Below are 18,563 nucleotides of genomic sequence, written 5' to 3'. Positions count from 1 at the left end.
CGCTTTTGACAAGTTGCACAATTTTAGGTTAATTTTTATCTTCCTTTAAGCTTCCTTTAAGCTTCAGCACCGTTTGAAGGGCTTTTTTTCAGCAGACGTTCAGCCGGATTTGATATTTTCCCTATTGAGAAAAGCCTAGCTGTCCTTATTTTGAATGCGGCAGCTTTGGGATCGTATCGGCTTTTATACAGGGAGGGAATTTCATGCTTAAACGAAGAAAGGCATTTGTCCTGCTGTTACTCAGTACATTTGCTGCAAGTCAACTCGCGGGGATCGCGGGAACCACGGCGTTTGCTGCCCCGGCCAGTACAGCCACTGCCAAAACAGCGGCCACAGTAACGGAAGTCTCCACACTCACCGGTCTCAGCGCGATTAAGCTCGGCACTACGCTTAGTGTGAAGCTGAGCCATGTAGGCATTCAGAGCCAAACCGGAGGTAATATTCTCACCTATACACTCACTTATACTAACAATGCTGGCAGTAGCGTCAATCTGGTGAACTATTTCTCCAAGATTGTGACTACCGGCGGCAGCATCATCAAGGGAATCCCCGTCACCGCAGACAGCACTACCAAGAAGATAGCTGCGAAGCAGAGCACCAGCATTACATATTATGCGAATATCGGAACAGCCGCCTCGGTCAAAGGGCTTAAAGTCAACATGTACGGCTGGAACTTCAGCTCCGATAATTATGAACAGCGTATAGGTACTTTTACCGTTCCGTCTAACTATTCGCTGTCCGCCCTTAAGGGTGAGATCCGCAAAGTTGAACTAAGCAGCATTCCGGTCAACACCAAAGCTGAATCTGTGCAAATCTATAAATATAACGGCAAGGTCTATGCCAAGGTTGGACTGAGCTTAACAAATCTGGGCACCAAGGTGCTTACAGACCCGGGCTACAGCCTGTACCTGAAATCCTCGGGCGGCTCTACCTTCACGCTCACGCTGGATGACAGCAGCTCTGAATACAAGATTCAGCCTCAGGAGAAGAAGACGCTCTACTATATGACTGAGATTCCCTCCTACATGAACGTCACCAAGATGACGCTGCAGATCGCCAAGCTGGATGAAGGGCTGAAGCTCTATCTTCCGGTCTCCTCCTATTCCCTTCCTGCTGCGGGTACAGCTGATTTCACCGTGGCGGCTGGCTATACCAAGAAGATCTCCATCAACAGCAATATTGTAGACATGAAGCTCGCGGACGCAAGTGTGCATGCAGACAATGGCAACGCCGTGTGGAGTTATCAGCTCACCCTTAAAAATGCCGGCACCAAAGCAGTGACTTTACCTGCGTATGAGCTTGCTGTCAAATCCGCTGAAGGCTATACCTTCCCGGTAACAACGACTGCGTTCAGCTCCCTTACCTTGAAGCCGCTGGAAGAGAAACTGATTGAACTAACCGCCAGCGTTCCGCTTGAACTGGGTCAGGATACGCTCGAACTGCAAATGGTTGCCCCTGCGGGCAGCAGCACCAGTACCACCACAAGTAGCACCAGCAGCACCAGCAGCAACGGCAGCAGTGAGAGCAGCAGCAGTTCAAGTAAAGTAATACTGCCTGTAGCCTATTTCAAAATCCCTTATTCCCTTTCAGGCAATACTCACATTTCTACAGAGAACAGCATTACCAACAGCTACGGCACCTTCGGCGTCACACTGAATTCCCTGCAGCGTCTGCCATGGGGCAGCGAAGATATCGTACAGGCTAAGGTCAGCATCAGCAACCATTCCTCCAAAACAATTACTCTGCCTGCACTTACCGGTGTGCTGAAAGTGGATCAGACGGATTTGAGCTCGTCCTCGCAGCTGTACACGGAGAGTACCGGCACGGTTCTGGCGCCTGGAGCCAGCATGCAGGTCTCGGTGCTTGCCCGCGTGCCCTATACGCTTGATTTCAGCCAGGCCCAGATTATTCTGCAAGAGATTTCCGGCACCAGCACTACCCAGTTCCTCTCCCTTGGCACTACGGACGGGCTTAGCAGCGGTATTACGCCTTTGGCTGCAGGTGAATCGTTCAAGATTACTTCGACCGGTAAAAAAGCCAGCGTGAAGGAACGTTCAACCCTTGTATACAGCGGAACCAGCAATAACCTCATATACAGTGAAGTAGAAATGAACAGTGAAGAAACCCGGCAGACTGATCTCTCCCGGCTGTATGGACAATTCAAAACCGCAGACGGACAGTATTTCGAGGCAACTGCGGTCCAGTCGGAGAGTTCCACGAGTCCGGCAGGCAAGACCCTGGTTACCTTCTGGGCTAACATACCGGCTGCCGTTGACACAAACGGCCTTCAGCTGTATATCAGCCAGGGGATTGCAGACGGTAAGCTGACTTCAGCCGGAACTGCGGCTACAGCTTATGTGAATACATCAGCACTGACACTGGCTCCTGTGGTGCCTGCACCTGCTTCCAACCTGACTTCTGTATCCCTGTATCCTTACACACTGGCCATTTCAAATTCCACAGGCACTATTACATCAGGCACCACCAGTCTTGCATTGGCGTTTAACTACAATCTCTCGCGGGATACAACTTACCAGATGGGAGCATTCGACCATAAGCTGATTCTGCACATCACTGACCCGTATGGACAATATTTCGAGAAAACGCTGTCCCTTGGAACGGATTTGGCAGTAGGAACTTATGGCTCCTACACAACGACCATTACCAACTCACTGTTCAAGAACTTAAGCGGAGGCACTTACAAGCTCACTCTGTACGACGAATTCCAAGGCCAGCGGAGAGAGCTTGGCGGACAGGTCTACTCCATCGATGTTGTGACCAAAGCAGCTTCAACTACGGATACCGGCACTACAGCGGCCGCAGGTAATGGAAGCACCGAAGCAAGCGGTTCTTAAGATTCTCAGGTACACCTATTACATCAGGGCCTTATATTATTTGAGTAAGATGGAGGATCGGAATGAAAAAGAAGAAGAAAATGATTATCGCCTCAGCCGTTGTTGTTATTGCTATTGCAGGAATTCTGGGCTATGTATTGTGGCCGGATCAGAACCCGCAGGTCAATGCCGCTCCAATGAATACTTCTATGGTGACCAAGGGAAATATCCTCGTCGGTGTCTCCGGCTCCGGCTCAGTTTCGGCAATCAACAGTGAGAGCATCCGCACCAAAGAAGCCGGTGAAGTGGATACAGTCATGGTTAAAAAAGGCGATGTCGTCAAAAAAGGCGATGTGCTGATCACCTTTGTGGCGGGCGATTTCGACGACAAGCTGAAGGAAGCCAACAAATCGCTGGAGAACCTCAAAACAGAGCTTACGAACAAGCAGGAAAACTACAAAACGATCGCGATGAATAATGCTACAGATGAAGAGCTGGAATCGGCAAAAACAGCCATTGATAAAGCCAAAAGCGATATTGTAGATCAACAGGATTCCATTGCTGCCATCTATGAGGATATGGTTCCGCCAGATCCGTTAACGGCTCCTATCGACGGAACGATTACAGCTGTAAATATTACGGACGGCGAACAGGCTCAGAATGGTACAGAGCTGTTCACCATGACTGACTACGTTAATTTGAGCGTAACGGTACAGGTGGATGAACTGGATATTCCTCAGATCAAACTGGATCAGGTGTCAACGATTACGCTGGATGCGCTTGAGGATAAAGAGTTTGCCGGCAAGGTTATTGATATCGCCAAGGAAGGAACCTCCTCAAACGGCGTCTCCCTGTTCAATGTCACAGTAGGCTTGAATGACTCTAAGGGAGTACTGGTCGGCATGTCCGCAGAAGTCGCGATTACCATTGAAGAGAAAAATGATATTCTGACCGTGCCGATCGAGGCGGTATCCGAAGTGAACGGCAAATATTACGTGAATGTGCCTGTGACCGAAGGCGGGGAATCCGCGGCAACGGACAGCGGTGCGGCAAGCAGTCAGGCTCCGAGCGGCGGTGCGGTGGGCGGCCAGATTCCTAGCTCTGATGCGGCAGGCGGTCAGGCTCCGAGCGGTGATGCGGTGGGCGGCCAGATTCCTAGCGGTGATGCGGCAGGCGGTCAGGCTCCGAGCGGTGATGCGGGTGGCGGCCCACCTAGCGGTGAATGGCAAGGCCGAGAAGGTCAGACAGGCGTCCGGGGCATGCGCAGCGGCGGTTACGGCGGCGGTGAATTCCCGGGCGGCGTATCCGGCGGCAGAACCGCAGCAAGCTCAGCATCCGGCCAGAAACGGGTTGCCGTTGAGGTAGGTATTCATAACGAGAGCAATATCGAAATCGTGAGCGGCTTAAATGAAGGGGATGAAGTGATCATTCCAACTGTGATCTCTACAGGCAACACCTCCACCCAGCAGACACAGATGCAAGGCGGTATGGGCGGCAGCTTCGGCGGCGGAATGACCGGCGGCTTCACTGGCGGCGGCGCTGGCGGCGGAATGACGGGCGGCGGCTTCTCCGGAGGCGGTGGCGGACGATGAGCACCTCCGAACCGTTAATCCGGGTTCAGAACATGCAGCACAGCTATACAATGGCCGGAGAATCAATGGTGATCCTCAAGGACCTGACCTTCAACATCGAATACGGTGAGTTTGTTGCGATCATCGGACCCTCAGGCTCGGGCAAGTCGACCCTGATGAACATGCTGGGGTGCCTGGATGTCGCGAATGAGGGTAATTATTTCCTGGACGGCCAGGAAATCCGCAAGCTGTCCGACAACAAGCTGGCCCAGATCCGCAATGAGAAAATCGGCTTTATCTTTCAAAACTTCAATCTGCTGCCGAAATTATCGGCAGTAGAGAATGTGGAGCTGCCCCTTATCTACCGGGGAATGTCTCACCGGGAACGCCGAGAGATTGCCCGCAATGCTCTGGTCAGTGTGGGTCTGGAGAGCAGAATTGATCATCTTCCGTCCGAGCTGTCGGGGGGCCAGCAGCAGCGTGTGGCAATCGCCCGCGCCCTTGCCGGCACCCCTCCTATCCTGCTTGCCGATGAACCGACTGGTGCGCTTGATTCCAAGACGGGCAAGGAAGTTCTGGAGATGATCAAAGCGCTTAATGAACAGGGACATACCATTATTCTAATCACGCATGACCTCGAAATCGCCGAGCAGGCCAAACGGATCATCCGCATTCAGGACGGGGATCTCGTGGAGGATCGGAAGGTGTCCCACTCATGATGCTGTATCAGAGCATGAAAATGGCTTTTAAAAGTATTCTCAGCAGTAAAATCAGAGCCTTCCTCACGATGCTGGGCATCATTATCGGTGTATCCTCCGTAATCGCCCTAGTCTCGGTAGGCCAGGGAACGACTTCGCAGATTACGGAATCCTTAAGCTCTCTTGGAACCAACCAGCTGACGGTTAACATTATGGGACGCGGGGCGACGACTTCCTTAACCTACGAGGAAGCTCTGGCACTTGGAGAGATTGAAGGGGTGGAGAATGTATCTCCTGTAATCACGGGGAATGTTACCGCCAAGAATGGGACCGAGAACGTTTCAGTATCCGTTGAAGGGATAACACCTGCCTATGAGGAGGTCCAGGATTTCCATGTGCAAGCCGGACGGTTTCTGCTGGAGATTGATACAGAGTACCGTCAAAAGGTAGCCTTGATCGGAACAGATACGGCTGAAGATCTGTTCGGCACGGATGACCCTGTAGGTCAAAAGGTACAGCTCAATGGAAGCAGCTTCAAGATCGTCGGTCTGCTGGAGAGCAAAGGCTCAACCAGCGGCGGCTCCAGCGACGAGAAGATTCTGATTCCTATCTCAACCGCTGAACGGTTTCTGCAGAGTAAGGGAGTCCGCTCCATTACGATCACAACTACTTCCAACGATAATGTGGAGGATGTGAAAACCGAGCTGGAGTCTACTCTCGATGCCAAATTCAGCGGTGCGGAGAACTCCTACTCTGTCTTCGATTCTCAGGAAATGCTGGAAACGGTGAACGAGACCAGTGATACGCTCTCTATGGCACTTGGCGGCATTGCCGGTATATCCCTGTTCGTCGGCGGCATAGGAATCATGAATATAATGATTGTCTCCGTTAACGAGCGGACGCGGGAGATCGGAATCCGCAAAGCGATCGGGGCCAAAAAAATCAACATCATGATGCAGTTCATGATTGAGTCTGTAGTCTTAAGCGGAACAGGGGGCCTGATCGGAGTCGGGCTGGGGCTTGGTGCCAGCTGGGCCGTGGGGAAATATACAACCATGAATGTGGCGACATCCTGGAACATGGTCCTGATCTCCTTCACATTCTCCCTGATCATCGGGGTTGTCTTCGGAATGATCCCGGCTAACAAGGCAGCCAGAATGCGGCCAATCTACGCGCTGCGAACCGAGTAGCCTTCCTGTATTAACGAGCCTGGTTATATCATATTTACTCTATCCGTCCGTCTCAGATTGGTTGAGGCTGGCGGATTTTCCTGTTTCATCCACCCTTTCCGGGTAAACTAAGCCGTTTCAGCAAAATTAACTTTTAATTAATCCCGGGAGGGGTATCGTTTGCAATAAATGTGGGTAATAGGTCTCAAGGGTAGAATACTTATAGTAGTTAGTTATACATATATCTTCGTAAAAGTAGCACGTCATATGTCTCAAGCAATTTCCTTCCCGGTTTCCCGGTTCGCTTGACGACCCGTAGATCCGGCAGCAGGAGATGATGAGGCTTATTATTTTTTTCAGCAATTGCTCTCTATGAAGGTAGTCCTATATACTGGTGAAAAGAAACCGCGGTTAAACCGGGATTTTTTCTTTCATTTCCCTCCTTCTTCCCCTGCTTTTAGGACTCGCTAACATAATCTCTCTTTATCTGCCAGCAAACAGCCATTTGCCGCATAAGGATAAGTTCCGCATGCACCCAAGGTACACCAATGAGATTCGTAAAGTTCTATGCGGGGAGAGGATGACAGTGGCAGTTTTTTCCGAGATCACAAGTACACGCAGATTAATCCTATTATTCACCTCCATCTCCGTAATTCTGGTTGGCATCAGTGTTGCCTCCCTGTTATATCTGAATTATACGATGAATAAACTATCGGATTCCTTATACAGTGATGTATACCAGAACTCCGAGCTTGTGCTGAATGCCGACCGTGATCTGCATCAGTCTGCCATCGCGCTCCAGACTTCCCTCAGCGGCAATATAACGGATGCGCAGCGCAGTGTGCTCTCTCAGGAGTTCGAGGACAATAATGCCCAGGCGCAGCAGCGGGTCAGCACTGCCCGTTATAATCTGGATTCTGTAGAGAGTCCATACAGTGGAATGAAGCAGAGTGAGCTGCTGCTGGATGAGCTGGGAAGCGAGCTGGAGCAGTTCGAGACCTCACTTAAGCTCTGGAAGGATAACGGAAGGGGACTGATCTCGCAGCGGGTCCAGAGTGATTGGAACCCTGCGGCCTACTCCCCGCTGGCCGTACATACCCAGCTCACCGAGGTAAGGGGGACGCTGGATACCGCCGAGGATCTGATCGACAGCTATGCCCGGCAGGTTATTCTAGAGTTCAAGAATCTGAAAAGCTCGCTGTTCGCCGTCTATTCAGTATTCCTGTTCCTGCTTGTCCTGGTTATCATTTATCTCTGCCGCAGACTCATATCATTGCAGAATGAAATGCTGGAAGAGAAATCACTATACCAGCTGATCGGCGAAACCATGTCCGATTTCATTATTTTGACCGATCACAATGGCCTGATCCTGTACGCATCCCCATCTCATTCAAGTGTACTTGGGTATGTTCCAAGCAAGGGCGCCCCTCTCTCCAATTATATCCGCGAAGCCGAGATTTCCTGGGCCAAGCTGAAGAGTGTAGTTCAGGCTTCACCGCGGATTTCCGAGCTGCGTATGCGTTCGGCAGAAGGGCACTGGGTATGGCTCGAGACCAAAGTCACACCTATTCCGGGAAGCCGGGCTTTCCCTGCACAATTCATGCTGGTATCGCGTGAGATTACCCAGCGCAAGCAATATGAGGAACGGCTGCACAAGCTGGCCTTCTATGATCATTTGACTGCCATTCCCAACCGGGCCCATTTCAAAATGTACATGGAAAATCTGATTAACCAGCCGGAGGAGCGCCGGCAGGAGATTGCCGTAGCCCTGCTGGATTGCGACCGGTTCAAGCAGCTGAATGATACGCTGGGGCATCTGGCAGGGGATGAATTCCTGCAGTTGCTCTCACGGGAGCTGCAGCAGACCGTTAAGGGCTCAGGCCAGGCGTTCCGCATCGGCGGTGATGAATTTGCGGTGGTGTTGCACCGGTTCACAAGTCCGGAAATGCTCGATGAAATGCTGGCGCGTCTGCTCCAGCTGTTCAATAAATCCTGGTCGGTCAACAAAGGCTCCAGCTTCCATACTTCTGCCAGCATTGGTGTAGCCCTCTATCCGCAGCATGGCAGCAGCATCAATGATCTGCTCCGCGCCGCTGATCTGGCCATGTACCGCTCCAAGAATCATGGCGGCAATGAGGCCAATCTGTACAGCGAGAATGTGGATGAAGAATACACTCGCCAGCCGAAATAGCCTAAGCCATTCAGATAGAGGGGGCGCATTCCTTAGCGAATGCGCCCCCTCTATCTGTTATGCTGAAGAAATCAGCTGTTCATTTGTATTTTGTATAAGGCATGTTTTAAAGCCGTGCAATATTCTTTCACAACTCTTTGGCTGATCTCCGCAGAAGGAAAGTATTCTTCAAACCCATGAAAACATCCGGGGTACAAATGAAATTCAGTCGGCACACCCGCCTGCGTGAGCCTTAACACATACTGAATGGTTTCATCGCGAAACGGATCTAAGTCACCGACGCAGGTGTATGTGGGCGGAAGTCCTGACAAATCGTCTGCCCGTGCCGGAGCGGCATACGGGGATTCTTGGCCTTGTTCTCCTAAGTACATTTCCCAAGCCAATTGGCTTTTGGCTCTGTTCCATACTCTGTCATCTGTTATTTCGTTACTGGACCTTGTAAGGAGCTGATCGTCAAGCATCGGATAGAGGGGCATTTGAAACATAATCGGAGGGCCGGTGTGCCTTATAAAAAGAGCTGACCTGTCCTTCCCCCGGGGGACGGAACAGATCAGCTCTTATTCTATCTAACTGGTTCGCTGCAGCGGATCAGCCGCCTCACCGTCGTGCTCCAGCTTACGTTCCCGTACGGTTACTTTCAACACCTGCTCCTCGCTGCCGGAGCAGTCGATGAAGCGGTCTCCGGTACCGTCCTTCTCCTCCCAGTCATTCAGCCGGAGGATGTACCCGATAGACGCTGTGCCTGGCAGCACCTCGATCCGCGCTACTGCGTGACCGTCCTCCATGTGCTGGAAGTCCCGTTGTCCATCCTGAATGCCTGTACCCCATACCCAGAGATTCCAGCCCCGGTAATCGCCGTCCGGCCGTTCATAATGAACTTCCACTACCTTCGATCTCGGTTCAGGCTCGCCGTATTTATCGTAGAGCACCATCATCGACAATCCGGCAATTTCAACATTGCCGTTCTCCGTCTGCCGGAAAGCTTCCGCTCCAGCATGAGTATGATCAACAACGATATTCCAGCAGCCGGAGGATTCAGGCAGACACTGGGTTACCGGTTCCATATTTGCATTGTAAATCACTACAATATTATTCCATACATCGCCGCCGGCATGATTCTTCAGCACATAGGCAATGACTCCGCTGTCACAGCGCAGGAACTCAAGACTGCGCTCAATCTCCTGACGTCCATGCAGCCGGAAAGCCGGATGTCCCCGCCGCAGCTCAATCAGACCTTTGTAATATTGATATACGGGAAGGAACTTCTTCTTGTTCTCCCAGCGGATGGCATTGATGCAGTCCGGACTGCGGTAGCTGTTATGGTCACCGTATTTGCTGCGCAGAAGCTCATCTCCGGCGTGCAGGAACGGTATTCCCTGCGAGGTCAGGATAATCCCGTTAGCCAGCAGAGAACGCCGTACAGTCTCATTCTCCAGCACATCCAGGGTATCAATCGCGAAATACGGATCAGCCTGCTCCACAGCGGTTTCCAGATCCCCGCCGCCCCGCAGCCTGCCATTCTCAAGCTCCAGTAAACGCGCTTCCTGGCGTAATCCCTGGGTAGCGAGAATTTTGTCCCACAGATTGAGATTATCATGTGCCGTAACATAGTTCACTGTCTCTACAGGCGAATCGGTGAACTCATGTATGGCTCCCTTGATCCCGGAAGCAACCGCACCTTCTTTACCGTATTCTCCGGTAGTGAAGCCCTTGCCCCAGCCGTCACTGTCTCCCTTGAGGGCAGAGCGGAAGTTATCATTGAAGACGGCATAACCTTTCCCGCGCTGCACACCCTTCAGGGTCTTGGTGGCAAGCGGAGAGTCTCCGCCTGTCCAGGGCTCACCGTAGAGCAGCAGATTCGGATTAATCTCCAGCCGCAGCTCTTCCGTGATCTCGCGCATGGTCACACTGTCCATTAATCCCATCAGATCAAAGCGGAAACCGTCGATATGATACTCTGATGCCCAGTAGGTCAAGGAGTCTTTAATATATTTGCGGACCATCGGCTGTTCTGTCGCCAGCTCATTACCGACACCCGATCCGTTGGAGAGCCGGCCGCTATAGTCATGGCGGTAGTAATAATCCGGTACAAGCGGCTGGAAGGGTCCTTTTTCTAAAGAATACGTATGGTTGTAGACCACATCCATAATGACAGAGATACCACGGCTGTGCAGGGCCTGCACCATCTCCTTGAACTCACGGATACGGGTAGGCGGACTGGCTGGGTCTGTGCTGTACGAGCCTTCAGGCACATTATAGTGCTGGGGGTCATAGCCCCAGTTGTAGTCTGTGAATAGCGGAGACAGCGGTGCTTCACCGGGAGCCTTCAGCTCATCCACCGTCTGGAAGTCGAATACCGGCAGCAGATGCACATGCGTAATCCCCAGCTCAGCCAGATGATCTATGCCCAGTGCATGACCCGCAGCATCCCGCAGCCCCATCTCAGTGAACGCCTTGAATTTCCCCTTATGGGTAAGACCCGAGCTCTCATGAGCCGAGAAATCACGTACATGCAGCTCATAGATTACAGCATCGGCCGGATGCGCCAGTACAGGGGAAGTATCCTGATCCCAACCAGCCGGATTCGTATCCTGCAAATCGATGATCGCCGTCCGCAGACCATTAGCCGATACAGCCGTTGCATAGGGGTCTGCAGCTTCATTGATGCTTCCGTCCGCAAATACAGCCCGGTACATATAATACTTACCCTTAAGATCACCGGAAACCCTGACTTCCCAGACCCCGCCGTCTGAGCGCTGCATGTTGATAATCCTGCCACTGTCCTTGTAATCTCCGGTATGGCCGGCTGATATGCCATTCCCGCCGGTAGCATACAGCACCAGCGATACTGCAAACGCAGTCGGTGCCCAGACTTTAAACATACTGTACTCCGCAGAATACGTTAATCCAAGGTCTTTGCCTTCATAGGTCTCCATTACTGATTCTGCATTTATATAATTGCTGCTCATTTCTATTCACCATCCTAATGCTCTCTGCCATCCGGCCGAAAACTGATCACTCTATTACAACCAAGCTATTTCCATATATCACCAAACTAATACTTGCACAGCTCTGCAAGCGGGTATTGCTGAGAATTCTTACTCACGGTTCATCTTATAATATGTAACATTATGTTCACAGGTTTGGGTTACGGGGTAGAATAGCATCTGCTTGCTATATCCTATATCGGCATGAAGTCCCGGGTATTTAAGCTCATGAGGTGGTCGCTGCGAATCTACCCGGAAGTATACTTGTCCTACTGCCAAATAACAACTGTTAAATGTTGTTTTGCTTCTTTTAGCGTTTACGCATGACCTTTCCGAACAACGCCAGAATTGGAAGCAGCAGGAATCCGGCAGCCAGAATGGAGGCCCTGATCGAGATACGGCTGCCTATATAACCAACAACCGGACCGCCTGCGGACTGGCCGAGTGCATCCGATTGACTAATCATCGACAGGACTGTGGCCCGGTTCCGGCTTGGAAGCTTCGAGTTCAGCCAGGTAGTATAGATAGGATCGCTCACGGAACCGGCCACCCCCAGGAGAAGCACTGCAAAGATCGCGGCCGTGAAATTCGGCGCAAGCGCAAGCAGCAGAATGCAGCCCATGCGGATACAGGTCAGTATGAACAATGCGGCAGAGATCCTTCGTTCCAGGAGCAGATCCATTCTTTTCCCGGCAAAACGCACGGCCAGTATCCCAAAAATTGTTGCCGCTGCACTGATCAGGCCGAACCATACCGCCATTGACACGGAGGCATCCGGGAAGCCGATTTCATCGATGAGGTGGATTTGCCACAGGCGGTCATACCCTTCAGACGCAGCCCCGTTAAATAATGTTACAACGGTCAGCAGCAGAAGCAGGGGGTGATGTCTGAGTACGGATACGCCGCTTACCCAGGTCTTGCCCAGTTCACGGACTGGTGAGGAGTGCGGCTCACGCTCCCGCCGGATAAAGCCCGTTTCCTTCATATAACGGATTAATACCAGCCCAAGTATGAAATAGACAGCGCCTCCTGCCAGAAACGGCATATTCGGCGCAAGCAGTGATAATCCTACACTGACAGCAATGCCCAGCAGAGATGCACTTAGCGCAAATACTTTGGAACGCATAAAAATCGCCCCCGTCTGCTCCTTATCCAGCTCGTCTACAATCCAGGCCGTGTCCGCCCCGCTGACAAACGTCCAGCCGATGCCATACAGCATCTGGGACATAAGCAGCCAGGCAAATGCAGGCACCATGGAGGCCGGGTACATCATCCAGACAATACACCCTTCCAATACAAAAGCACTTCCCAGCACGAACATTCCGATAATAACCGACAGCTTACGGCTGTTTGTATCTGCTACAACACCTGTTATACCTTCGAACACTAACACTGTTATCTCTAGAACCGTTCCAACCAGTACGAGCTGAAACGGATTTAACCCTAGCTCAGTAACATAATAAATGCTGTAGGTTGTAAATATGGTGCTGCCCGCTAATGACATCATAAACACCATGAACATATAAAGCTGCGAGGCACTGAATTTCTGCAAAAATAATTCCACCCTTCGGAAGTGATGGACTTATTATATATAATGCTGCCGGAAAGGGCGGTTCCGTTCTTGCTGAAGTGGATGCATGATCACAATTCAAAAAAAACCGGCCTCCTGTATCGGAGACCGGCTAAAGTAGTTGGAAAAGTGGAACTGCCTCAAACAGAAAACCAAAAACGAATTAATTCACACGGCTTTGCACAAGTGCCGCTACTTCCTCGGCAGTGCCGAGCTGCAGCGCCTGGGCAGCCATTTCCTTCATATCTGCAGCAGACAGCTTGGCAATCTGGCTGCGAGCCGGCAGAATGGAGGTTGCACTCATGCTGAATTCATCCAGGCCAAGGCCGAGCAGCAGCGGAATCGCTGTAGCATCGCCGGCCATTTCACCACACATGCCGGTCCACTTGCCTTCGGCGTGTGCTGCATCAATGACGATTTTGACCAGACGGAGAATTGCCGGGTTGTATGGCTGATACAGATAGGATACCCGTTCATTCATACGGTCCGCAGCCATTGTATATTGGATAAGGTCATTCGTACCAATACTGAAGAAATCCACTTCTTTGGCGAACTGGTCAGCCAGTACTGCGGTCGAAGGAATCTCAACCATGATGCCCAGCTGGATGTTATCGGATACTTCTTTGCCTTCTTCACGCAGCTTGGCCTTCTCTTCCAGCAGCAGATCACGGGCTGCACGGAATTCGCCGAGCGTCGCGATCATCGGGAACATAATCCGCAGGTCACCGTGGGCACTGGCTCTGAGCAGGGCACGCAGCTGGGTGCGGAAGATATCCTGACGGTCCAGACACAGACGGATCGCACGGAAGCCGAGGAACGGATTCATTTCCTTCGGCAGATCCAGATACGGCAGCTCTTTGTCACCGCCGATATCCAGTGTACGCACAACTACCGGCTTACCTTGCATGTTCTCAAGCACGCTGCGGTAGGCATTGTACTGAATTTCTTCGGAAGGCAGCTTGTCGCGGCCCATATACAGGAATTCAGTACGGTACAAGCCTACGCCTTCGCCGCCGTTCTCAATTACACCCGTTACATCATTCGGTGTACCGATATTGGCAGCCAGCTCTACATGCTTGCCGTCAGCCGATACAGTTGGTTCATCACGCAGCTTCTTCCACTCGGCAATCTGCAGATTATAAGCTTCCTGCTTCGCGGTGTATTCAGCGACTTCAGCCTCTGTCGGGTTGATCAGCACATCGCCGTTCAGACCGTCAACGATGATCAGATCCCCTGCTTTGACGAGAGACAATACGTTCTTAGTGCCTACTACAGCCGGAATTTCCAGGGAACGGGCCATAATCGCGGAATGGGAAGTACGTCCGCCGATATTGGTTGTGAAGCCTTTAACGAAATTCCGGTTAAGCTGTGCCGTATCAGAAGGTGTCAGATCCAGTGCAATCACGATAACCTCTTCACTGATTTCTGCCGGACTCACATAGTGAATGCCGAGCAGGTGGTTCAGTACGCGCTTGGTTACGTCACGCATATCGGCTGCACGTTCCTGCAGGTACGCGCTCTTCATGTTCTGGAACATTTCTACAAACTGGGTGGCTACTTCATTTAGGGCATAGTCCGCATTTACCGATTCCTCGCGGATTTTATCCATTACAGGCGTAATCAGCTCGGGATCATCAAGAATCAGCAGATGAGATTCGAAGATCTCTGCTTTTTTCTCGCCAAGCTCTGCCAGTGTGCGCTCTTTGATGCTCTGCAGTTCGCCTCTGGATTTATCCAGTGCATCATTCAGCTTCGCAAGCTCAGCGTCCACATCCGTGACCGCTGTTCTGGTAATGGTGTAGTCCGGATGTTCCAGGATAAAGGCACGGGCTACTGCAATACCTGCGGAAGCCGCGATTCCTGAAATTTTACTCATGAACTTCTCCCAGCCCTTCTTTAACCATAATTTCCTGCAGTGCGCTGAGGGCTTCAGCTTCTTCACTGCCTTCAGTAATAAGGGTCAGGGTATCTCCTGCTTCAAGGCCCAGGGACAGAACGCCCAAGATGGATTTAAGAGTTACTTTTTTGCCTTTGGCTTCCGCAAAAGCCTCAGTGCCTTTGAATTTTGTAGCTGTATTTACCAGCGCTGTTGCCGGGCGTGCGTGAATTCCATCTTCGTCAATGATTCTGAAAGTTGTTTGCATAATAATATCCAACTCGCTTTCTATTAATTAGGATAGTTGCTTATGGTGAAGGCCGCGCTCCCTATAATTATAATGGAAGCGCTTCGCCTTTGCACATTTTACTGAATGGTGATGATATCCTTATCACCGATGACTACTTTGCCCGGTTTCTTCAGGGTGACCGAAGAGCCTTCAGGCAGGTTGGAGAAGATCACCGGAGAAATGACCGAAGGTGCATTGGCCTTCACATACTCCAGATCCACTTCCATGATCGGCTGCCCGGCAGCTACCAGATCGCCTTCTTCTACCAGTACAGTGAAGCCCTGGCCCTTAAGCTTAACGGTATTGACACCGATATGCACGAGCACTTCCTTGCCGCCGTCGGACATAATGCCGATCGCATGCTTGCTTGGGAAGACATTGAATACCTTGCCGTATACCGGCGAGGCAATCTTGCCGTCATCGGACAGGAAGGCGAAGCCGTCACCGGTCATCTTTTGCGAGAAGACCGCATCGGGAACCAGTGTAATATCCATCAGCTCACCGTTCACAGGGGATACGATATCCTCGGCAATAATAGCCTCACTCTGCTCGCCGGCCTGTTGCTCAAGCTCCGGCTTCGGCGCTACAGGAGCAGCAGCAGGTGTCCGTCCGTTCATGACATCCTGAATCTGCGATTTGATCGTGTCCGAACGGGTTCCGAAGATCGCCTGTACGTTGTTACCCACTTCCAGAACCCCAGAAGCACCAAGTTTCTTCAATCGGCCCTTGTCAACGCCTGCTTTATCCTTCACTTCGACACGAAGGCGGGTAATACAAGCATCAAGATGTGTGATATTCTCTTTGCCACCCAGGGCAGACAGAATGTTGCGCGGCAGATCGTCGCCGGTCTTGGATACACTTTCCGTGCTCATTTCTTCCTCGTCGTCCGAAGCCTCTTCACGGCCCGGAGTCTTCAGGTTGAACTTGCGGATAACGAAGCGGAATCCGAAGTAGTAAATCACTGCCAGGACCAGACCTACCGGAATGACCAGCCACCAGGCTGTGCGGTTCGGAATGACGCCGAACAGCACATAGTCGATGAACCCGCCGGAGAAGGTCATACCGATTTTGACATTAAGGATGTGCATGGTCATGAAGGAAAGACCAGCAAATATCGCATGTACAGCGAACAGCAGCGGAGCAACGAACAGGAATGAGAATTCCAGCGGCTCGGTAATACCTGTCAGGAAGGAAGTCAACGCTGCAGAAATCATCAAGCTTCCGACAACCCGTCTGTTCTCAGGTTTGGACTCATGATAGATCGCAAGGGCGGCTGCCGGAAGTCCGAACATCATGAACGGATATTTACCAGTGGTAAATGTACCGGCTGTGAAATCCACACCGTCACGAAGCTGCTGCATGAAGATTCTCTGGTCACCACGGATCAGATCTCCAGCCTTGTCTACATAACTTCCGAACTCATACCAGAACGGTGAATAGAAGATATGGTGCAGGCCGAAAGGAATCAGGGAACGCTCGATAACCCCGAAGATAAAGGCTGACAGCGTCAGATTGGTGTTGATCATACTCTGCGATACATAGTTCAGACCGTGCTGGATCGGCGGCCATACCAGAGTAAGCGCAAGACCGAGAATCAGGGAAGTCACCGCAGTCATAATCGGTACAAAACGTTTACCCGCGAAGAAGCCGAGATAGGACGGCAGTTCTATACGGAAGAACCTTTTGTACATGGATGCGGCCAATATCCCAACCAGGATACCACCGAATACCCCTGTCTGCAATGTGGGGATCCCCAGAACACTGGAATACGAGAAATCTTTCCAGGTCAGCACGTATGCGTTGACGCCGACCACCGTACCCATGGTTACGTTCATAACCAGGAATCCGATAATAGCCGCAAGACCTGCTACACCTTCGCCTCCGGCCAGCCCGATGGCTACGCCGACTGCAAACAGCAAGGAGAGATTATCAAATACAATTTGCCCCGAATTCATCAATACGGTAGCAATCGCCTGTACCACATCATTCTCCAGCGCCGGAACATACTGCAGGAAATCCGGATTAACGAGCATGTTCCCTATGCCGAGCAGCAGACCAGCAGCAGGCAGAATGGCAACAGGGAGCATTAGCGCCTTACCAACTCTCTGCAAAACGCCAAATAACTTTTTGAACATTGAGGTCACTTCCTTAATCGTTGATTTCGTTCAAACAGAAGCCAAAAAAGGCATGAGCAATACAGTACACAGGTTGTCGCCTAACGCTAAAGTTAGATTACCCCGAGTTGGGGCTAGACAACCATAATACTGTAAATCACTCATGCCTGATCGTATCAGTTACACGTTTGTATTCTGTTTTGTTAATAACAGGGATCATTGTAGCACCGATAATTTGAAGTTGCAAGCATTAATTAACAGGCTAAATGCTGTCCTGCTGTTCCATACCGGATTCATCTTCCTTCTTCTGGGCAAGACGCTGCAGATGAATCGTCAGATAACTCACCTCGGCAGGATATACCGGGATATGCACGCGCTGTTCGATAACCTTGGTCAGCTTCCAGGCAAGCATATACATCTCGGGATATTCACGTTTCATCAGCCCGTCAAGGGACGAAGTCTCACGTACAGTCTCCCCCCGGCGCAGCCTCTCCAGCACAAAACGCAAATGAGTCACCAGACGTGAATAGTCCAAAGAATCACGCGGAATGCGGTATTCGAGGTTATCCTCCACCAGTCCCACCATGTCGCCGATCAGCTGCGAGTGCTGCTTAACCTCCGAGATATGCCGGTTGCTGAGTGCACTGACAATGTGAAGCGCCACAAATCCGATCTCATCCGGCGGCAGTGATACCTTCATGGCTTCGTTAATCCGGTCCACTGCATATTCCGCCAGCCTGTATTCCTCCGGATAGATCTCCCGGGTCTCGTACAGAAAGGGATTATGTATGGATATATGCTGTTCACTCCTGCGGATGGCAAAGGAAATATGGTCGGTGAGCGCGATATGGATATGCTCGTTAAGTGCCTGCCGGCTGCTCTGCATAATATGCAGGACGATCTCCTGGACCACCTCAATCAGCTTCTCGTCCACCTGGGGCACCAGCTGCTTATACTGCTCCTGCTCCTCCTGGCTCCGCAGAATGAACATTTTTTCCACAGAAGAGAGGTTGATCCGGTCCCGTGTCTTACGGTTGAAGCCGATACCCTTGCCAATGACCACTACCTCGGCATACTGGGGATGCTCAGCAATGATAACGTTGTTATTGAGTACCTTGCCCACTGTTATGCTGCTGCTCACTTGCGACACCTCTTTTAATTCTGGATACCCGATCTATTTTGGCAGCACGATACACGTATCAGCATGTGAAGATTAACCTTGAGCTACTATCATAACATCAAGAATCTCAAATTAGAAGTGTGC

General features: G+C 51.3%; 11 protein-coding genes and 1 pseudogene. 5 read left to right on the top strand and 7 right to left on the bottom strand.

Annotated elements, in window-relative coordinates; genetic code table 11:
- The first annotated feature begins 203 nt into the window (after positions 1–203).
- The 5 genes from R50912_RS08965 (at position 204) to R50912_RS33195 (ending at position 8,463) form a co-directional block, all read left to right on the top strand.
- Positions 204–2,855, top strand: coding sequence for a hypothetical protein (locus tag R50912_RS08965; protein ID WP_052416138.1), 2,652 nt, complete (start codon positions 204–206; stop codon positions 2,853–2,855).
- A gap of 62 nt (positions 2,856–2,917) precedes the next feature.
- On the top strand, positions 2,918–4,426 hold the full coding sequence (locus tag R50912_RS08960) for an efflux RND transporter periplasmic adaptor subunit (RefSeq protein WP_042234101.1): 1,509 nt from the start codon (positions 2,918–2,920) through the stop codon (positions 4,424–4,426).
- The gene (locus R50912_RS08955) at positions 4,423–5,124 is read left to right on the top strand and encodes an ABC transporter ATP-binding protein (RefSeq protein WP_042234100.1); all 702 of its coding nucleotides are present in this window, start codon (positions 4,423–4,425) and stop codon (positions 5,122–5,124) included. The genes R50912_RS08960 and R50912_RS08955 overlap by 4 nt, the downstream gene beginning before the upstream one ends.
- Complete coding sequence (locus R50912_RS08950) at positions 5,121–6,293, top strand: ABC transporter permease (RefSeq protein ID WP_042234098.1); 1,173 nt, start codon at positions 5,121–5,123, stop codon at positions 6,291–6,293. Before R50912_RS08955 ends, R50912_RS08950 begins: the two co-directional genes overlap by 4 nt.
- Before the next feature lie 565 nt (positions 6,294–6,858).
- On the top strand, positions 6,859–8,463 hold the full coding sequence (locus tag R50912_RS33195; protein WP_052416136.1) for a diguanylate cyclase domain-containing protein: 1,605 nt from the start codon (positions 6,859–6,861) through the stop codon (positions 8,461–8,463).
- A 71-nt stretch (positions 8,464–8,534) separates the two neighbouring features.
- Here the strand turns inward: R50912_RS33195 and R50912_RS08940 are convergent.
- From R50912_RS08940 to glcT, 7 genes and pseudogenes are all read right to left on the bottom strand, one after another.
- Positions 8,535–8,960 (bottom strand): annotated as a pseudogene (locus tag R50912_RS08940) (alpha/beta hydrolase fold domain-containing protein); the annotation flags it as partial.
- A gap of 69 nt (positions 8,961–9,029) precedes the next feature.
- The gene (gene pulA / locus R50912_RS08935; RefSeq protein WP_042234097.1) at positions 9,030–11,432 is read right to left on the bottom strand and encodes a type I pullulanase; all 2,403 of its coding nucleotides are present in this window, start codon (positions 11,430–11,432) and stop codon (positions 9,030–9,032) included.
- Positions 11,433–11,760: 328 nt separating this feature from the next.
- A complete protein-coding gene (locus R50912_RS08930) occupies positions 11,761–13,002 on the bottom strand; it encodes an MFS transporter (RefSeq protein ID WP_231637809.1) in 1,242 nt (413 codons plus the stop codon).
- A gap of 181 nt (positions 13,003–13,183) precedes the next feature.
- Positions 13,184–14,896: a phosphoenolpyruvate--protein phosphotransferase gene (gene ptsP / locus R50912_RS08925; RefSeq protein ID WP_042234094.1), complete on the bottom strand. Its 1,713-nt coding sequence runs from the start codon at positions 14,894–14,896 to the stop codon at positions 13,184–13,186.
- On the bottom strand, positions 14,889–15,164 hold the full coding sequence (locus R50912_RS08920; protein ID WP_039309348.1) for an HPr family phosphocarrier protein: 276 nt from the start codon (positions 15,162–15,164) through the stop codon (positions 14,889–14,891). The genes ptsP and R50912_RS08920 overlap by 8 nt, the downstream gene beginning before the upstream one ends.
- 98 nt (positions 15,165–15,262) lie before the next feature.
- Complete coding sequence (gene ptsG, locus R50912_RS08915) at positions 15,263–17,320, bottom strand: glucose-specific PTS transporter subunit IIBC (protein ID WP_042234092.1); 2,058 nt, start codon at positions 17,318–17,320, stop codon at positions 15,263–15,265.
- Between the two features lie 241 nt (positions 17,321–17,561).
- Positions 17,562–18,440: a glucose PTS transporter transcription antiterminator GlcT gene (gene glcT / locus R50912_RS08910; RefSeq protein WP_042234091.1), complete on the bottom strand. Its 879-nt coding sequence runs from the start codon at positions 18,438–18,440 to the stop codon at positions 17,562–17,564.
- Between the last annotated feature and the right edge of the window lie 123 nt (positions 18,441–18,563).

It is taken from the genome of Paenibacillus sp. FSL R5-0912, from assembly GCF_000758605.1.
Classification (GTDB): Bacteria; Bacillota; Bacilli; order Paenibacillales; family Paenibacillaceae; genus Paenibacillus_AQ.
Note: the sequence above shows the minus strand (reverse complement) of the source record. Positions and strands in the feature narration are given on the sequence as shown.